The sequence below is a fragment of the Microbacterium sp. BWT-B31 genome, assembly GCF_041379855.1.
Taxonomy (GTDB): Bacteria; Actinomycetota; Actinomycetes; order Actinomycetales; family Microbacteriaceae; genus Microbacterium.
Genome location: NZ_JBFECU010000010.1, coordinates 60,861 through 76,952, shown reverse-complemented (window position 1 = coordinate 76,952; position 16,092 = coordinate 60,861). Strand labels below are relative to the sequence as shown.

Here is a 16,092-nt window from a genome sequence, read left to right as displayed (position 1 = left end):
GGCGGGTGCCGAGATCGCGCAGGAGTCCTGCGTTGTGCACGGCACCGCGGGGGGTGGGGGGGTGGGGGTGGGGGGGGGGTTAGAAGGAGGAGAGGTTGGCGCGCAGGCCGCCGGCGGTGAAGTCCGAGCGGAGGATGCCGCGGCGTCGCAGGATCGGAACCAGTTCGTCGAGCGTGCGGTGCAGGGTCACCGGGTGCAGGTCGCCCGAGAAGATGAGTCCGTCGTTGCCCGCGTCGTCGCCGAGCGCCTCGATGAGGTCGGCGAGCTCGTTCGCCGTGCCGACCGTGCCGCTGATGCCGTCGCCGATGCGCCCGAGGCGCGCTTTGCCGGCGAGGATGTCGCGGAACGGGGCATCCGCGAAGCTGTCGAACCGGCCGCGCAGCCCCTTGATCGTGCCCTGCGACACGTGCTCGCCGAAGATCGCGGGATCCAGCGGCTTGTCGAGGTCGAGCACGGTGAGGTCGGTCTCGAGGTCGCTCGACCAGGCCTCGGCCACGGCGAGCAGATCCGCGTCGCTCGGTGAGGCGGAGGCGCGCACGATGCGGTCGGCCTCGTCGGTGTCGGCGGCGACGATCGGCTTGAACACGAACATCGTCTTGATCGCGTCGGCGTCTCGGCCCTCGGCTTCGGCCGCGGCGCGCACGCGCTCGCGGTAGGCGCGGATCTGGTCGACGTCGAGGTTCGACAGTGCCAGTTGGATCTCGGAGTTCGCCCCCGCGAACCCGATCCCGCGCGGCGATCCGCCCGGCGAGGCGACGACCGGCTCGCCGTCGATGCCGCCCGGCAGCGGCTCGGCGTTGAGCGGTCCGTCGAACGACCAGTACTGCCCGCGGTGCCGGGCCGCCGTGATCTTCGTACCGTCGGCGTAGATCTGCGTCGCGGGGTCGGCGATGAGCGCCTCGTCGCCCCAGCTGCGCCACAGCAGCCGCAGCGCGTCGAGCCACTCCTGCGCGCGGTCGTACGCGGCATCGTGCGGGAGGCGCTCCTGGCCGAAGTGGTGGGCGCTGCCCACGTCGGTCACGACGTTGATGCCCACGCGCCCTCGGCTGAGGTGCTGCAGCGATGCAAGTTGGCGTGCCGCGGTGTACGGGTGCCAGCCCGCCGGATTGGCTGTCGGGATCACGCCGAGGTGGCGCGTCGCCGCGAAGAGGTAGGGCGCGAGGGTCCACGGGTCATGCTTGGGGCCCCCATAGGCCTTGCGCACGCGCAGGTTCAGCGTCTCGGGCGAGATGCCGACCGACAGGGCGTCTTCGATGAGCACGAAGTCGAACCCGGCCTGCTCGAGTTCGCGCGCCGAGTGCTGGTAGAGGTCGGGCTCCTGCCAGCGCCAGTTCCACTCGTAGTACGGCCGCGCCCAGCCATGCGGGCCGAAGCCGCGCGAGAGGAACCAGCCGAAGTGCTGCTGCTTCGTCACGCAGCGGCCTCCGCGACGGCGTCGGCGGGAACGCCCCCGGCGGGCGCGGCGGGCGGCCCGTCCACGAACCCCGGGATCGCCGCGGCGACCGCCTCGAGCGCGTTCGCGAGGTCGGCGATGAGATCGGGGGCGTCCTCGAGCCCGATCGATAGCCGCAGCAGCCCGGGACCGATGCCCGCGGCATCCCGCTCGTCGTCCGTGCGCAGCGCGTGCGTCGTCGTGCCCGGGTGCAGCACGAGCGAGCGCGAGTCGCCGAGGTGCGTCATGTGGGTGAACAGGCGCAGCGCGCGCGTGAAGGCGTCGGCGGCCGCGAGCCCCCCGCGCAGCGTGAACGAGAACACGGATCCGAAGCCGTCGGGCAGGTACCGCACGGCGAGGTCGTGGTCGGGGTGCGAGGCGAGCCCGCTGTAGTCGACCGACTCGACGCCCGGCTGCGCCGCGAGCCAGCGGGCGATCTCGAGGGCCGACGCCGAGTGCTGCCGCACGCGCAGCGACAGCGTCTCGACGCCCTGCAGGATGAGGAAGGCGTTGAGCGGCGAAGGCGCCGGGCCGAACCGCATCGCGACCGACCGCGCGTAGTCAAGGAGCGCGTTCGATCCCGAGCGCTCGACCGGAGTGCGGCCGTCGGCGCCGCGCTGCTCGGTCAGCTGAGGGTAGCGGCCCGCCGACGAAGCCCAGTCGAACCAGCCGCCGTCGACGACGACCCCGCCGAGCACCGTGCCGTGGCCGGCGAGGAACTTGCTGGCCGAGTGCACCACGACGTCGGCGCCGTGCTCGATCGGCCGCAGCAGGAACGGGGAGGCCAGCGTGTTGTCGATCACGAGCGGCAGCCCATGGCGGTGGGCGACGTCGGCGACGAGTCTCACGTCGAGCACCTGGTTGCGGGGGTTGGCGATCGACTCGGCGAACACGAGCCGCGTCTCGGGACGGATGGCGGCGGCCCAGGCATCCGGATTCCGCGTGTCGGCCACGAAGTCGACCGTGATGCCGAGCCGGCCGAGGTTGTCGCGCAGAAGCTCCCGCGTGCCCTCGTACGCGTGCGCGGACGACACGATGTGGTCGCCGGCCGCCGCCAGCGCGAGCACCGCGGTCGTCGTGGCGGCCTGGCCGGTCGAGACCAGAAGCGCCCCCGCGCCGCCCTCGAGCGCGGCGATGCGGCGCTCGACGGCCGCATTCGTGGGGTTGGCCACACGCGTGTAGCTGTAGCCGTCGCTCGTGCCGTCGAACCGCGCGCGGCCATCGTCGAGTCCTTCGAACTCGAACCCGGCCGTGAGGTAGATCGGGGTGGCGCGCGCGCCATGGGTGTCGTCGCCCGCCTTGCCGGCGTGCAGCTGGCGGGTCGCGAAACCCAGCTCTCGCTCGTCGATGTGCATCAGCGCTCGCCCTCGCGCGGCGCGGTCCCGTGGGTGGTCATCCTGCGACCCTATTCGGGAGGGGGCGGATGCGGCGCATCGGGCGTCATGCACGGCAACACGCCGGTCACGGCCTGCGCCACCATCGTCGCGCGCGCCGGGCGTCGGCGGCGGGAGGAGCGGATGCGTCACCCGAGGCCGCTTCGTCGCGCCCGAGACGGTAGCGCGCGGCGTTCAGGCGAGGGCCGTCGTGCGTCGGCGCTCAGCCCACATGATCGCGCCACGAGTGCTGCGGGTCGTAGCCGAGCAGACGCCGGGCTTTGTCGATCGACAGCAGCGTCTCGTGCGCGCCGACCTCGCGCGTGACGGGAACGTCCGGGAACACCTCGGCGATGAGCTCTGCGTTCGGGCGCGTCATGACGGTGTCGGCGGCGGCGATGATGAAGTTGTCGAAGCCTGCCGGCGCGACCTCGAGCGCCCGTTCGATGGCGTGCGAGGCGTCGCGCGCGTCGATGTAGCCCCACAGGTTCCACTTGCGGGCGCGGGCGTCGGCGTCGTACGACGGGAAGGCCGCGTAGTCCTCAGGCGCCATCACGTTCGAGAACCGCAGGGCGGTGACCGAGAGATCCGGATGCCACCTGACGAGCTCGCGCGCGAGCTGCTCCTCGAGCGTCTTGACGATCGAGTACACCGACTCGGGGCGCGGCGGATACTCCTCGTTCACCGGGATGTACGGCGGAGGAACGTCGAACGGCAGACCCAGGACCGTCTCGCTCGACGCCGCGACGATGCGACGGATGCCGACGCGCACCGCCGCCCAGAACACGTTGAAGGTCGCCGTCATGTTGTTGCGGAAGGTGTCGGCGTCTGTGCGGAGCCCGGGCGCCGGAATGGCCCCGAGATGCACCACCGCGTCGAACGGCGCCGAGCGGTCGACGCCGGCGAAGGCATCCGCCACCTGTCCGTAATCGGTGAGGTCGAGGCGGACGAAACCCGGTTCGCGGGCGCCGACGATGTCGAACGCCACAACGTCGTGACCCGCTGCCCGCAGGTGCCTGAGGACGACCGATCCGAGCTTGCCGCTGGATCCGGTGAGAGCGATGCGCATACGTCAACCCTGGCACGGGGGTTCACCCCGTGCGTGTGCGCACACCATACTTGAACCGGCGTTCGCCCCCTCACCCCGATCCAAGGACACTTCGTCATGGCACGAATCCCCGCATCCGGAACCCAGCACGCGATCCGCGCCGGCCACTACGAGGCCGTCATCGCGAGCGTCGGCGCGTCGCTGCGCAGCCTGACGTTCGGCGGCCGCGACCTGGTCGTGCCGTTCGACGCCGACGAGGTGCGCCCGTCGCACCGCGGCGAGACGCTCGCGCCGTGGCCGAACCGCGTCGTCGACGGGCAGTACTCGTTCGGCGGCGTCGACTACCAGCTCGCCCTCACCGAGCCCACGCGCGGCCACGCCCTGCACGGGCTCGCCACCTGGCTCGAGTACGAGGCGATCGACAAGGGGCCCGACCACATCACGCTCGCCACCGTGATCTCGCCGCAGACGGGCTATCCGTGGCGGATCCTCGTGCGCACCACGTTCTCACTGGGCGTCGACGGGCTCACCCAGACCGTCGTCGCGTCGAACTGGAGCGACACGCCGGCGCCGTGGGGCACCGGGCCGCACCCGTACCTCGTCGCCGGCCCGGGGCGCGTGGACGAGTGGACCCTCGAGCTGCCCGCCGACGAGGTGCTGGCCGTCACCGATGACCGGCTCATCCCGACCGGGGTGCGCCCGGTCGACGCCGACGACGCGGCGCGCTTCGACTACCGCTCCGCGCGCGCCATCGGCGCCGCCGAGATCGACCACGCCTACACGGGCCTGATCCGCGGGGCAGACGGCCTCACGACGGTTCGGCTCACGGTCCCCGAAGGCGCGGGCGTCGCGCTGACCTGGGATGCCGCGTGCCCGTGGGTGCAGGTGCACACCGCCGATCGACCCGATCCGGCCGTCAACCGCATCGGCCTCGCGGTCGAGCCGATGACGTGCGCGCCCGACGCCTTCAACGCCGCCCGGTACGACTACGACGCCGGGCTCGTCGTGCTCGAGCCGGGAGCGTCGGCGACGGCATCCTGGCGCATCGCCGCCATCGGCTGAGTGCTGCAGCCGGGCAGCGGCCGCACCGATCGCAGACGAACAGGTGGGCCCCGGAGATCCCCGGGGCCCACCGTCATGCGTGCCGCGCGCCCGCACCCGAACGGGGCTGCGGCGGTTCTGTCAGTCGCGCACGTTCTCCCGAACATCGTTGCGCTTCTGAACAGACTCCTTCTCGGCCTCCGCCTTCTTCACAGCAGCGTCGGCCTTCAGCTCGTCGACCTTGTCTGAGACACGGTCCGTGGTGTCCTCCCACGCGTCCTTCAGTCGGTCGCTGACGGCTTCTGCCGTCTTCTTCGCGTCATCCATGAATCCCATGGCCTCTCCCTTCGTGAAGGCGTGAGTCCACGCTACGAGGGCACTCTGAGATCGAGAGGGGGTTGCCAAGCGGGGGTGCGTTCTGCTACAGGCGGCGAAGCGGTCACAGGGGACTGCGCGTGTCGATCGCCGCGCGCAACGCACGGCGCATGAACCGCCAGTAGTGCACGGGGGTCGCGCGGGTGAGCACGTCGACCGGTCGCGACTCGCGCCCGACCATGGTCCGCGCCCGCCGGCGCACGGTCGCCTCGACGATGCGCGCCGCCGCGTCGGCGGGCTCGGTGTGGTACATCGCGGCCTGCGCGGCGGCGGCGCGGTCGGCGACGGCGGGGTCGATCGCTGCGGCGTAGCGCCCGTGCAGGATGATTCCGGTCTTCACCCCGGCCGGGTACACCGCCCCGACCGACACGGTCGAGTCCTCGAGCTCGTGCCGCAGCGCCTCGGTGAACCCGCGCACCGCGAACTTGCTCATCGCGTACGGGATGCGCCCCGCGGGAGCCGCCAGGCCGTAGATCGACACGAGATGCGTGATGTGCGCCGCGGGCGCTCGCCGCAGCGCCGGCAGCAGCGCCTTGGTGATGTTGACGGTGCCCCACAGGTTCACGTCCATGAGCCAGCGCATCTCTTCCATCGTGAGCTGGTCGAGATCGCCCAGCATCGAGGACCCGGCGCACGTGATCAGGGAGTGAAGACGCGGGTGGGATGCTTCGACCTCGCGCGCCGCGTCGCGCACCGCGTGGTCGTCGGTGAGGTCCACGACGTGCATCGTGTGCCCGTCGCCGGCGAGCGTCGCCGCGACCGCTGCCAGACCGTGGGCGTTGCGGTCGAGCAGGGCGATGCGCGCTCCTCGCGCCGCGAGTTGTCGGGCGGTCTCGGCGCCCATGCCGCTGGCCGCTCCGGTGATCGCGGTCGTCCCCGAGCGCACGTCGAGGGGAGGCATCCTGGTCATCGTCGTCCTTCGGTCGGGTGCCGTGCTGTCTGTCGATTGTCGCCCATTCGCGCATGGTCGCCGTTCGTCGATCCCCGCCCTCCGGGTTCGGCGGATCGTTACGGGGTCGTTGCGCGTCGGCGAGTGTGACGGCCTTAGCGTCGATTGCAGGAGGCCGACGGATGCGACGGATCAGCGCGATCGCGGTGCACGCAGTCGTCGTGCTCGCGGGGGTGCTCGCGCTGGCCGGGTGCGGAGTCGTCCCCGCGGTCGGACCCGATCCGCGAGTGCCGGCGGTGCCCGTCGCGGCGGTGACGTGCCCCGAGACCTACGAGGAGGGCTACGCCGAGGCGGGGCTCGTGCCCGATGGGTTCGAGGCTGTCGCCGTGCTGCGCTGCGACCCGTATGCGGGGTGGCAGGACGCCGAGGGAACCTGGCAGGGAGTTCGCCTCGAACGACTCGAGGGAGACCTCGAGCCCGTGCTGGCCGCCCTCGCGAAGCCGAGCGATCCGAGATCGCTCGGACCGTGCACCGCCATCGGGTACCTCCTGCCCGAGCTGTGGCTCGAGGGATCCGACGGAACGTTCGTGCGGCTCGCGATTCCGGTGAACGGCTGCGGCGCTCCGAAGGACGTGGGGCTGGATGCCGCGCTCGGCGCGCTCGACGTGGTCGCCGAGACCCTCACCCCCGACGCACTCGTCGAGTCCGCCGAGGCGCTCGCGGCAGGGTGCGCGAGCACGGCGCAGTTCCTGGTCCTCGCGGAGGCGGAGGACGTGGGCGGCTCGCCGGAGCCCGACCCCGACGGCATCGGCGGCGGGGCGCTCGTCCCGTACGAGCTGCCCGGGTGGCCGGATCCCGCCGCCGTGCGCGGCGCGCGCCTGTGCGACTACGACGACGCCGGGTTCACGGCGGTGCGCGAGCTCGCGGCTGCCGATGCGCAGGCGATCATCGCCGCCGCGCTGCTCGCCCCGCCCGCGCGGCCGTGCGCCGAGACGGCGGCCCGAGCGGTGACGGTGCAGCTGTCGGTCGCCGGTGAGGACGCGGCGGTGCCCTCCGGCGCGGAGACCGTCACGGTCGAGCTCGACGGATGCCGCCGCCTGATCGATCCCACCCTGCGAGCGCGAGCGGCCACGCCGGAGCTTCTCGCACTCGTGACGCCCGCGGGCTGAGTCTCACCCCGAATCCGGCCGCGAAGCGACGGTCGGCGGCGCTGTACCCTCGACGGAAGGGAGGTGGCGGATGCGTCGGAACGCCGCGGCGATCGCCGAGGGTCTCGCGATCGCTCGTGCCGCGGCACGGCTCGCGATCCGCAACCACATCCTCGTCGAGTCCATCGCCCACGACGAGCCGTTCAGCTTCGAACGCGAGCAGCCGTTCGCCCGCGACGCGCTGCTCGCGCTCGCGGACGAGCAGGATGCCGCTGCCGGGCTCATGCGTCGCCAGCGCAAGAAGGCGTGGGGCAAGTACTCCGAGTCCGACGGCACGCACGACTACCGCGACCGCGACACCCGCAACCTGCGCAGGCGTCAGCGGCAGTACTCGGGGGTCGCCAAAGGGCTGCGCGTCATGGCGGACGACCCCGAGGCGCTCACCGCCCTGATCGAGAACGCGCGGGATGCCGCGTGGGGCGACGTCGAGTCGAACCTGCAGCGGCGCCTGCGCGTCGAGGGGATGCATCCCGAGAACGACCCGGACTACGAGCGCATGCGGGGCGCGCGCATGCAGGCGCTGCGGCTGGTCGATCTTGCGCGGCTTTCGGCCCACCAGCGCCGACGCAAGGAGGCCGCTGAGCCGGCGCTCGAGACCGAGTAGCGCACGACCCGCCCGGGCTCCGGCGTCGATTTCGCCAGTCGCTGACCGTGGGGTATTCTTGACGATTGTGCGCGAGAGCGTGCGCAGGCGCCTGTAGCTCAATGGATAGAGCATCTGACTACGGATCAGAAGGTTGGGGGTTCGAGTCCCTCCAGGCGCGCACTGTGTTGAGACAGTAACTCACGAAGACCCGCGGATTCCCGCGGGTCTTCGTTTTGTCTCCGGGACACCGAGTTCATCATCGGCCCCCTGGCAGACAACCCTCGGAGGCTCGGTAAGCCACTGCGCGAACCGCTCGTACCCCTGTACTCGGCGCGCCGCGGCGAGTACCGCGTGCTGTATCGCATTGAGGATGACCGCCTGGTCATCGAGATCGTCACCATCGTGCATCGCCGAGACGCCTACACCGACGCTGAACCGGGCATCCCGCACCACACTCACACCAGGTACGAATCCTCGAGACCGAGCGATCGGGGGCACATCGAAGCAGCCTGCCGTCGCGATCGGATCGGGTCGGAAACCCCTCAGGCCTCCACGTACTCTTGCCGGACCGCGCCCCGGGTGGCGGTCTCGATGTACCCGAAGTCGTGGTCGGAGTTCAGGATGACGGCGTCGTTGACGACCGCGTATGCCGCGATGAGGCAATCGAACGCCGCCGCCGCGCGCACGAACCCTGAGTCCCATAGGGCCTGCTGGACGTCCAGGGCTTGCTGCTCGTCAGGGTGTTCCCATGCGGGCAGCAACTGTTCCATGTCCGCGCGGAGTTGTCGGTACTCCTGCGGGGTCCGGGCCGAATGGCAGTACTCGAGAACTTGAGGGGGACAGGTGATGATCAGGTGGGCGGGTGAGAGCTCCCGGAGCCGTGCCGCAATCGCTTCGCTCGTTGAGGCCTTCTGCCAGATGCTGTTGTCGACGAGATAGGTCGTCACTGGCCGGCAATCGCCGTCGCCGGCGGGATCGTCGGAGCGTCGATCTGGTCGGGCTCGAACTTTCGAGCGATGATCCGCTCGACGGCGGCGGGCTGGCGACGAACGGCGATGAGAGTGCGCAGGGCGAGATCCACCGTTTCGCGATTGGAGGTCGTGCCGGCGAGTTCTTTCGCCCGGCGCAGTTCGTCCGGGTCGATATCGATTGACGTGACGGTCATGATTCCCCCTTCGTTTGTATAGAGCAGTATATAGACCCTCGCCCAGCTCCGAATCGATCTCAACCGGCCAACGCCCGGCGAGGGATCCGACGGGGCTCACACCAGGTACGAATCCACGAGCAGAGGCCCGCGGATCTCGCGGAGCGTGTCGATGAGACGCCGAAGGCCCGCACCGTTCCAGGTCGCCAGCTGCAGGTCGTGCGGCCCGAGCGGCTGGAGCCTGCCCGTGCGGATGCGCACGACCTCCCATCCCGCGGCGCGCAGTGCGCGGTCCTTGCGTCGGTCGGCGTCCTCGCGGTTGCCGACGTGCTCGAGGCCGTGACGGCCGGTGCTGTCGTACTCGACGGCGACCCGCAGCTCGGGAAGCGGGATGTCGGGCCACACCTCCATGTGGTCGAAGAACGGTCGCGACACTCGCACGGCGTTGCGGCCCTGGGTCACCGCGAGGCGTGCGAACAGGTCGGCGCGCACGCGCGCCTCGGCCTGGGACGCGGGCTTCGGTGCGCACTCCGAGCAGAACGCTTCGCCCACGGGCAGGTCGGGCGTCTTCGGGCACACGCGCTGCTTCGGCCGAGGTCGCCGAGGCCGCAGCACCGTGCGCTCCACGGGGTTTGCGACCGCGGCGGGAACGGGGGATCCGAGAGAGGTCACCGCGTCGCGCATGGGCAGAGCCCGCGCAGGCCGCGCGAGGTCTGCGCACTCTGGGCACCAGGCCGAGCGGCGGCGCTCGCGCGCGGGCCGTCGGCGCTGCTCGTCGGGGGTCGCGGCGAAGGTGTGACCCGCCTCGCACTGCCACAGCAGCAGCACATCGGCCGCCGGCGGGATCTGCGTCAGGACGATGCCGGCGTTCAGATCCGGATGGTATTGGCGGATGAGCGCGGGAAAGGGCGCCCACGCCTCGCGATAGCTTCCCACCGGGTACGGAACCTCCGCGCCCTTGGAGAACTGGCGGCGCGCCCACCACAGCTGCACTCGTTCCGGCATGCGAGCAGGGTATGCGCGACCGCCGACATCGCTTCGCGGGCCCCGGTGCCGCGCTCATTCATGCTCGGGAAGCACCGGCGTGGACCATCCCGGGTCGCGTCCCAGCTGCGCGGCGCGGGCGACGGATGCCGCGCCGAAGCGCTCCCGCACGGCATCAAGCACCGTGTCGAGCCGCTCGCCCTCGTCCCCGTCGATCGGCAGCTCGGGTGGAAGCGTGTCGGCGCGTGCGAGCTGCGAGAACGAGATGCCGATCAGGGTGATGCCGCGCTCGGCGATCTCTGGCTGCGCCGCCTCGAGCAGTCCCTGAGCGACCAGGAGAAGCACGGCGGTGCGGTCCGACGCGGCGCGCAGCGAGCGGGAACGGGTGGCCTTGGCGTAGTCGCCGAAGCGCAGCCGCAGCACGACCGTGCGACAGGCCCGGCCGCCGTCGCGCAGGCGCCGGGCGAGCCGGTCGATGATCTGGGTGAGGATCACCTCGAGCTCGTCGGGCGAACGGGGTCGGGTGCCGAGCGCGCGCTGCGAGCCGATCGAGCCGCGGCGACGCGTGGTGTCGACCGGGCGCGGATCGCGCAGGCGGGCCAGCGCGTGCAGGTGGGCGCCGGCCGCCTTGCCCAGCACCCGCTCGGCGGTCGCCTCTTCGAGCTCGGCCAGCTGTCCGACGGTGCGGATGCCGAGGCGGTGGAGCTTCTCGGCGGTCACGGCGCCGACACCCCACAGGCGCTCGACCGGCAGGGGCAGCAGGAACTCCGCCTCGCGCTCGGGCTCGACCACCAGCAGCCCGTCGGGCTTGCTGACGGCGCTCGCGACCTTCGCGAGGAACTTCGTGCGCGCGACCCCGACCGAGATGGGCAGCCCGACCTCTGCGCGCACCCGCTCGCGCAGACGCACGGCGATCTGCTCGGGCGTGCCGGAGATGCGCCGCAGGCCACCGACCTCGAGGAACGCCTCGTCGATCGAGAGCCCTTCGACGAGCGGTGTCGTGTCGCGGAAGACCGCGAACACGTCCCGGCTCGCCGCGGAGTACGCGTCCATCCGGGGCGGCACGACGACGGCGTCCGGGCACAGTTCGCGCGCCTGCCGCCCGCCCATCGCTGTGCGCACCCCGCGGGCCTTGGCCTCGTAGCTCGCCGCGAGCACCACGCCGCCCCCGACGATGACCGGCCGCCCGCGCAGCGCGGGCGCGTCCCGCTGCTCGACCGACGCGTAGAACGCGTCCAGATCGGCGTGCAGCACCGTCGCCTCGCCCCGCATCGCGTCTCCTCGCCAGATCTGTCGTCTGCGGATGATCGCACCAACCGGCGACATCGCGATCTCGGATCGATGTCCGGCCCCCGGACTACGCTCGGGTCCGTGCCGACCCTCGATGATGTGCGCCTGACGGCGGCCGGGCTGCCGGGCAGCGACGAGCGCGCCACCACGGGCGGGGCCGCGTGGTTCGTGCGCAGCAAGCTGTATGCGTGGGAGTGCCACCCGTGGCCGAGCATCCCCGACGACGTCCGCGCGGTCATCGCGAGCGAGCTCGTGGTCGCGGCGAAGGTGGCCGATCCGATCGACGCGCTCGCGCTCGTCGAGATGCGGCCCGACGTGTTCCTTCGCACGACGACCGCCTGGAACGAGCCGAAGATCGCCTTCCGCATGGCCGCGATCGAGGTCGATCATCTGGCGGAGCTCATCACCGAGGCGTGGCGCGCGCAGGCCCCGCGCTACCTCCGGCGGGAGTTCGACGCGGGGGCGTGAACCGGCCCGTGCGCGTGCAGGACGCGAGACGCGACAGAGGCGCTCGTGTCACACTGGCCGCGTGAGATTGCAGCAGATCGCCCAGCACGCGGACGACCTCGACCGCGCCGCGGAGTTCTACTCGGCGCTCCTCGAGTCCGAGCCCGTCGCGCGGTTCGATCCGCCCGGACTCCTCTTCTTCGACCTCGACGGGGTGCGCCTGCTGCTGGATCGCAACGCGCCTTCGGCGCTCGTGTACCTGCACGTCGACAACGTCCATGACACCCTGGAGCGTCTCGACGGGCTCGCCGAGGTCGTTTCACGACCGCACGTGATCTTCACCCACGAGGACGACGCGCTCGGTCCTTCAGGCCACGACGAGTGGCAGGCGTTCATCCTGGACTCCGAAGGCAACACGGTCGGGCTGATCGCGCTGCAGCGGCACTGACGAGCGGATGCCCCGTCTGCCGCGTCAGCTGTCTGGGGCGGGCCCCCGCAGCTTGGCGGTGAGTTCGCGCAGCCGCGCCAGCTCGTCGTCGCTCAGCACCGACATGCGCGTCGCGATCGATCGGCCGTGCTCCTTCGCGACGCGGCGGAACAGGCTCACGCCCTCGGGGGTCGCGCGCACGAGTGACCCGCGCCCGTCCTCAGGGTCGGGGCATTTGGTGATCAGGCCGCGTGACACCATGCGATCCACCAGGCGCGAAACGCTCGGTTGGCTGATCAGCATGTTGCGGGTCACCTCTCTCAGGCGCGCGGTCTGCTCGGGGGCCCTGGTCACCGTCAGCAGCACGTCGTACTCGGCCTGATTGAGCACCGCGGGGTCGAAGTCGATCGCGATCGTCTCGAAAACCTCGTGCTGCGCGCGGAAGAGGCTTTCCCAGGCGTCGATCGCGAGGTGCCGGTCGGTCATGCTCCCCAGAGTAGAGCTATGCGTGCGAATGCGGTGTGCGAAATGGCAGCCGATTCCGCCCGTAGGCTGAAGCAATGGCGCGTGGGTTCAGGTTCGTCTTGGCGGCTGCGATCGCGGCGGTGATCCCGCTCGCGGCGCTGGTTGTGGGGGCGCCGGCCGCAGCGAGCGAGGGCGTGGGGACCGTCTCTGTGCTCGCCGACAGCGGCGATGTCGACGCCTTCACGTTCGACAGCATGGATGCGACCTACACGCTCGGCCGCGCCGAGGACGGCACGAGCACGGCGACGGTGGTCGAGACGTTCGTCGCCGTCTTTCCCGACTACGACCAGAACCGGGGGATGCGCCGGCTCCTCCCGGACTCGTACCAGGGCGCGCCGCTCAACCCGAACCTCGTGTCGATCACCGACGAGAACGGCAACGCGCGCTCCGAAGAGGTCGAGTCCGACGATGGCGTGTATGTGATGACGTCGCGGTCGGGCGAGTATCTGCACGGCCGTCAGACTTTCGTCTTCACGTACACGCTCGAGAACGTGACGCGCTATTTCTCCGACACCGGCACGCTCGAGTTCTATTGGGACGTCAACGGCGTCGACTGGCGGCAGCCGTTCGGCACGGTTACGGCGACGGTCGTCCTCCCGGCCGAGCTCGCCGACACGCTCACCGGCGCCATGGCCTGCTATGAGGGCTATCAGGATGCCTCGACCCAATGCCCCATCTCGGCGACGACGAGCGACGGCGCGAAGCGCGTGCAGGCGATGGCAGGTCCCCTCGAGCCGTTCCAGACGATGACCGTCGCGATCGCCTTCGTGCCCGGCACCTTCGCCACCTTCGACGCGTCGTACTTCGCCTCGCCGTGGGGATGGGCGCAGGCGATCGCGGCGCTCCTGGCGCTCGGGGCGATCGTCGTCGCGGCGGTCTCGCGCCGGCGTCACCTGCGCGACGCTCCGGGGCGTCCGACGATCATCGCCGAGTACACCCCGCCCCGCCAGATCGACGCGCTCGAGAGCGCGGTGCTGCTGGGCCTGACGCCCAAGGCGATTCCCGCTGAGGTGCTCGAGCAGGCGGTGGTCGGCAGCATCCGGATCGTCGAGGGCGACCGCTCCTGGACGGGCAAGGTCAAGCTGAAGGCTGTGCTCGTCGACCTCTCGCGCGCCGACGGCGACGGGCGGATGCTGCTCGAAGGCCTGTTCCCGTCGGGCATCCCGGGCGAGGAGTTCGAGTTCGGCAGCGCCAGCAGCCGGTTCTCGACGACGGCGCAGGCGATCCTCAAGGCGGCGAACAAGGAGCTCGACCGGCGCGGCTTGCGGCGCAAAGTGCCCGCCTCGGCGCGGGCGCTGCCGCTCGTGCTGACGCTCATCGCCGAGGTCGCCCTGTTCGTGTTCGGCTTCGCGGCGCTCGCCGCGTTCGTCGACCCGCTCTGGCCGATCCTCGCTATGGTGTTCGGCGCTCTCGCGTTCATCGCCGTCGTCGCGCTCGTCGCGCGCAAGCCCCTCACCGCCGAGGGGGCTGAGGTGCGCGACCACCTCAAGGGGCTGCGCGAGTTCATCGAGTGGGCCGAGGCCGACCGCATCCGCATGCTGCAGTCGCCGACCGGAGCCGAGCGCGTGCCGGTCAACCCCGGCGACCCCGCGCAGATGCTCAAGCTCTACGAGACCCTGCTGCCGTACGCTGTCGTGTTCGGGCAGGAGAAGGAGTGGTCGAAGCACCTCGCCGACCTCTACGGCCCCGACAACAACCCGTCCTGGTACTATGGCACCTCGAGCTTCAACGCGGCCGCATTCTCGGCCGGCATCGCCTCGCTCTCGGCGAGCGCGTCGGCGTCTTCGTCGACGTCGGGCGGTTCCGGCGGCGGCGGTTCCGCCGGTGGCGGCGGTGGCGGTGGCGGCGGCGGGGGCGTGTAGCCGAGCGGATGCCGCGAGCCGCGGCGCACCTCGTGCGAGCGATCCGGGATCCGTGAGATCTCGATACACCCGCGCTTCGCGCGGGCACTCGGTCTTGCCGCGGCCCGCATCAAGAGTAAGGGCCGGTCGGAGAGGCTACCGACCGGCCCTTGTCCCTTGCACCAAGAGTGTCCTGCAATCACATGTCGGGAACCGCCACAGCAAACGGTTACCGTGAGAGCATTCTATAACGGCGAGGTAACGATCGCAAGGATTCTCGTTACCTTTTTGTGATCGGACCGTCGAGTGTCGTGTCTCACTCGACCTGCGAAATTCTCACCGATCCGGAAATCGTCTCACTCCACCCGAAAATTCTCACGCGACCTGATCGTTGCCGTGGCGTGTCTCCGAAGCGTGGCCGCGCCCGGGAGTAGCTTGACGCGCAAAGCCGGAGGCATCGCCCGACGGAGCAACATGTGGCGGTCGCCTCCGTAGAGGAGGTGCGCGATGACTCTGACCGAAAGCTGGCTGGCGGCGATCGACGGAACGAACGCTCTCGCGAGCACGATCGAGTTTTCCAGACACGGCCTCCTCCAGCACGCAGATCCCGTCGACGCGGCGCGCGTGATGTTCGAGGATGCGGATCCGGTGCGCGAGTTTCCGTCCTGGCCGGGCAAGCGCAACTTCGAGGGCAAGCTGTGGATGGCCTCGACGAGCCGGCACGTCCCGTTCGAGTCGTTCTGGGAGCGCATCATTGTGATCGCAGAAACCCCAGAGCTCGTCGCACCCGTGAGCGACGCCGTCCTCTCCGTGATCGCCCCAACGGATCCGACCAAGGTGTCGATGCAAACCAGTGAAGCACTCGCTCAGCTGCGCGCGCTTATCCAAGGACAGCTCGGTAGCTTTTCTCGCGGGCTTGTGCTCGTGATCACTGGGCTTACGGGGACGCTAGTTGCGATTCTGCTCTACGGTCTCGTCATGATGCGTCGCAAGGACTTTGGGAGACGGCGAGCACTCGGAGCAACGCGCGGCCTGATTGTCGTGCTACTCGTCACTCAGACAGGGCTACTGGCCCTCGCCGGCATCGCTCTCGGGCTAGGAGTATCGTTGCTCACCCTTACCGTCATTCGTGCGCCGCTGCCGGGAATGGAGTTCACCGCTGCCCTCACCATCCTCGCTCTCGCGGCCTCGCTTGTCGCTGCGCTCGTCCCCGCGCTCATTGCGAGCCTGCGCGAACCCATTCGCGAGCTACGCGTCCCGTAGTGCGCCGACGGATCGCGCCTGTCATCTACCAATAGGTGACGAATGTCTCGGGGTCCGGGCACGATTCAAGAATCTCGTTCATGCGGCCCGAGCTTGCCAGAGCCTGGGCGGCGTCTCGGTGGGGTGACCAGCGAGACTCCGCCGGAGAGCCAAGATAGGACTGGAGTGACGGTGCGTCCGAAGTGTCGAAACCTGCCTCAGTCAGGCACCGTGCGGCCT

The 16,092-nt window shown here is 70.5% G+C and carries 17 protein-coding genes, 1 tRNA gene and 1 pseudogene; 9 read left to right on the top strand and 10 right to left on the bottom strand.

Going from position 1 to position 16,092, the window contains the following annotated elements; all coding sequences use genetic code 11:
- Positions 1 to 79 precede the first annotated feature (79 nt).
- The 3 genes from AB1K54_RS11705 to AB1K54_RS11695 form a co-directional block, all read right to left on the bottom strand.
- Positions 80 to 1,414, bottom strand: coding sequence for an LLM class flavin-dependent oxidoreductase (locus AB1K54_RS11705; RefSeq protein ID WP_371202927.1), 1,335 nt, complete (start codon positions 1,412 to 1,414; stop codon positions 80 to 82).
- Positions 1,411 to 2,787, bottom strand: coding sequence for an O-acetylhomoserine aminocarboxypropyltransferase/cysteine synthase family protein (locus AB1K54_RS11700; protein ID WP_371202926.1), 1,377 nt, complete (start codon positions 2,785 to 2,787; stop codon positions 1,411 to 1,413). Before AB1K54_RS11700 ends, AB1K54_RS11705 begins: the two co-directional genes overlap by 4 nt.
- 241 nt (positions 2,788 to 3,028) lie before the next feature.
- Complete coding sequence (locus AB1K54_RS11695) at positions 3,029 to 3,874, bottom strand: NAD-dependent epimerase/dehydratase family protein (protein ID WP_371202925.1); 846 nt, start codon at positions 3,872 to 3,874, stop codon at positions 3,029 to 3,031.
- A 96-nt stretch (positions 3,875 to 3,970) separates the two neighbouring features.
- Between AB1K54_RS11695 and AB1K54_RS11690 the strand changes: the two genes are divergently transcribed.
- Positions 3,971 to 4,915: an aldose 1-epimerase family protein gene (locus AB1K54_RS11690; protein WP_371202924.1), complete on the top strand. Its 945-nt coding sequence runs from the start codon at positions 3,971 to 3,973 to the stop codon at positions 4,913 to 4,915.
- Between the two features lie 120 nt (positions 4,916 to 5,035).
- Here AB1K54_RS11690 and AB1K54_RS11685 read toward each other — a convergent pair whose 3' ends face one another.
- Positions 5,036 to 5,230: a hypothetical protein gene (locus tag AB1K54_RS11685; protein ID WP_371202923.1), complete on the bottom strand. Its 195-nt coding sequence runs from the start codon at positions 5,228 to 5,230 to the stop codon at positions 5,036 to 5,038.
- A 103-nt stretch (positions 5,231 to 5,333) separates the two neighbouring features.
- Positions 5,334 to 6,179: an SDR family NAD(P)-dependent oxidoreductase gene (locus tag AB1K54_RS11680; protein ID WP_371202922.1), complete on the bottom strand. Its 846-nt coding sequence runs from the start codon at positions 6,177 to 6,179 to the stop codon at positions 5,334 to 5,336.
- A gap of 161 nt (positions 6,180 to 6,340) precedes the next feature.
- Between AB1K54_RS11680 and AB1K54_RS11675 the strand changes: the two genes are divergently transcribed.
- From AB1K54_RS11675 to AB1K54_RS11660, 4 genes and pseudogenes are all read left to right on the top strand, one after another.
- Positions 6,341 to 7,327, top strand: coding sequence for a hypothetical protein (locus tag AB1K54_RS11675; protein WP_371202921.1), 987 nt, complete (start codon positions 6,341 to 6,343; stop codon positions 7,325 to 7,327).
- Between the two features lie 70 nt (positions 7,328 to 7,397).
- Entirely contained in the window at positions 7,398 to 7,970 is a 573-nt protein-coding gene (locus AB1K54_RS11670) for an asparagine synthase (protein ID WP_371202920.1), read from the top strand.
- A gap of 87 nt (positions 7,971 to 8,057) precedes the next feature.
- Positions 8,058 to 8,130: transfer RNA gene (locus AB1K54_RS11665), tRNA-Arg, on the top strand.
- Positions 8,131 to 8,207: 77 nt separating this feature from the next.
- Positions 8,208 to 8,363, top strand: a pseudogene (locus tag AB1K54_RS11660) (type II toxin-antitoxin system RelE/ParE family toxin); the annotation flags it as partial.
- A gap of 131 nt (positions 8,364 to 8,494) precedes the next feature.
- Here the strand turns inward: AB1K54_RS11660 and AB1K54_RS11655 are convergent.
- The 4 genes from AB1K54_RS11655 to dinB all read right to left on the bottom strand — a co-directional run bounded on the left by AB1K54_RS11655 (position 8,495) and on the right by dinB (position 11,352).
- Entirely contained in the window at positions 8,495 to 8,899 is a 405-nt protein-coding gene (locus AB1K54_RS11655) for a PIN domain-containing protein (protein WP_371202919.1), read from the bottom strand.
- Entirely contained in the window at positions 8,896 to 9,117 is a 222-nt protein-coding gene (locus AB1K54_RS11650) for a type II toxin-antitoxin system VapB family antitoxin (protein ID WP_371202918.1), read from the bottom strand. The genes AB1K54_RS11655 and AB1K54_RS11650 overlap by 4 nt, the downstream gene beginning before the upstream one ends.
- A gap of 96 nt (positions 9,118 to 9,213) precedes the next feature.
- A complete protein-coding gene (locus AB1K54_RS11645; protein WP_371202917.1) occupies positions 9,214 to 10,101 on the bottom strand; it encodes a zinc-ribbon domain-containing protein in 888 nt (295 codons plus the stop codon).
- 54 nt (positions 10,102 to 10,155) lie between these two features.
- The gene (dinB, locus tag AB1K54_RS11640) at positions 10,156 to 11,352 is read right to left on the bottom strand and encodes a DNA polymerase IV (protein ID WP_371202916.1); all 1,197 of its coding nucleotides are present in this window, start codon (positions 11,350 to 11,352) and stop codon (positions 10,156 to 10,158) included.
- 99 nt (positions 11,353 to 11,451) lie between these two features.
- Here dinB and AB1K54_RS11635 point away from each other — a divergent pair, with 99 nt between their 5' ends.
- Together AB1K54_RS11635 and AB1K54_RS11630 are read left to right on the top strand one after the other, a co-directional pair.
- A complete protein-coding gene (locus AB1K54_RS11635) occupies positions 11,452 to 11,838 on the top strand; it encodes a hypothetical protein (protein ID WP_371202915.1) in 387 nt (128 codons plus the stop codon).
- Positions 11,839 to 11,899: 61 nt separating this feature from the next.
- Positions 11,900 to 12,265 carry a VOC family protein gene (locus AB1K54_RS11630; protein ID WP_371202914.1) on the top strand — a complete coding sequence of 122 codons (366 nt, stop codon included), beginning with the start codon at positions 11,900 to 11,902 and terminating at the stop codon, positions 12,263 to 12,265.
- A 24-nt stretch (positions 12,266 to 12,289) separates the two neighbouring features.
- On the opposite strand, the gene AB1K54_RS11625 is transcribed toward AB1K54_RS11630, so the two are convergent.
- A complete protein-coding gene (locus tag AB1K54_RS11625) occupies positions 12,290 to 12,730 on the bottom strand; it encodes a MarR family winged helix-turn-helix transcriptional regulator (RefSeq protein WP_371202913.1) in 441 nt (146 codons plus the stop codon).
- Positions 12,731 to 12,804: 74 nt separating this feature from the next.
- Here AB1K54_RS11625 and AB1K54_RS11620 point away from each other — a divergent pair, with 74 nt between their 5' ends.
- Both AB1K54_RS11620 and AB1K54_RS11615 read left to right on the top strand, forming a co-directional pair.
- Positions 12,805 to 14,631, top strand: a complete 1,827-nt coding sequence (locus AB1K54_RS11620; protein ID WP_371202912.1) for a DUF2207 domain-containing protein — start codon at positions 12,805 to 12,807, stop codon at positions 14,629 to 14,631.
- A gap of 486 nt (positions 14,632 to 15,117) precedes the next feature.
- On the top strand, positions 15,118 to 15,873 hold the full coding sequence (locus AB1K54_RS11615) for an FtsX-like permease family protein (RefSeq protein ID WP_371202911.1): 756 nt from the start codon (positions 15,118 to 15,120) through the stop codon (positions 15,871 to 15,873).
- The last annotated feature ends 219 nt before the right edge of the window (positions 15,874 to 16,092 follow it).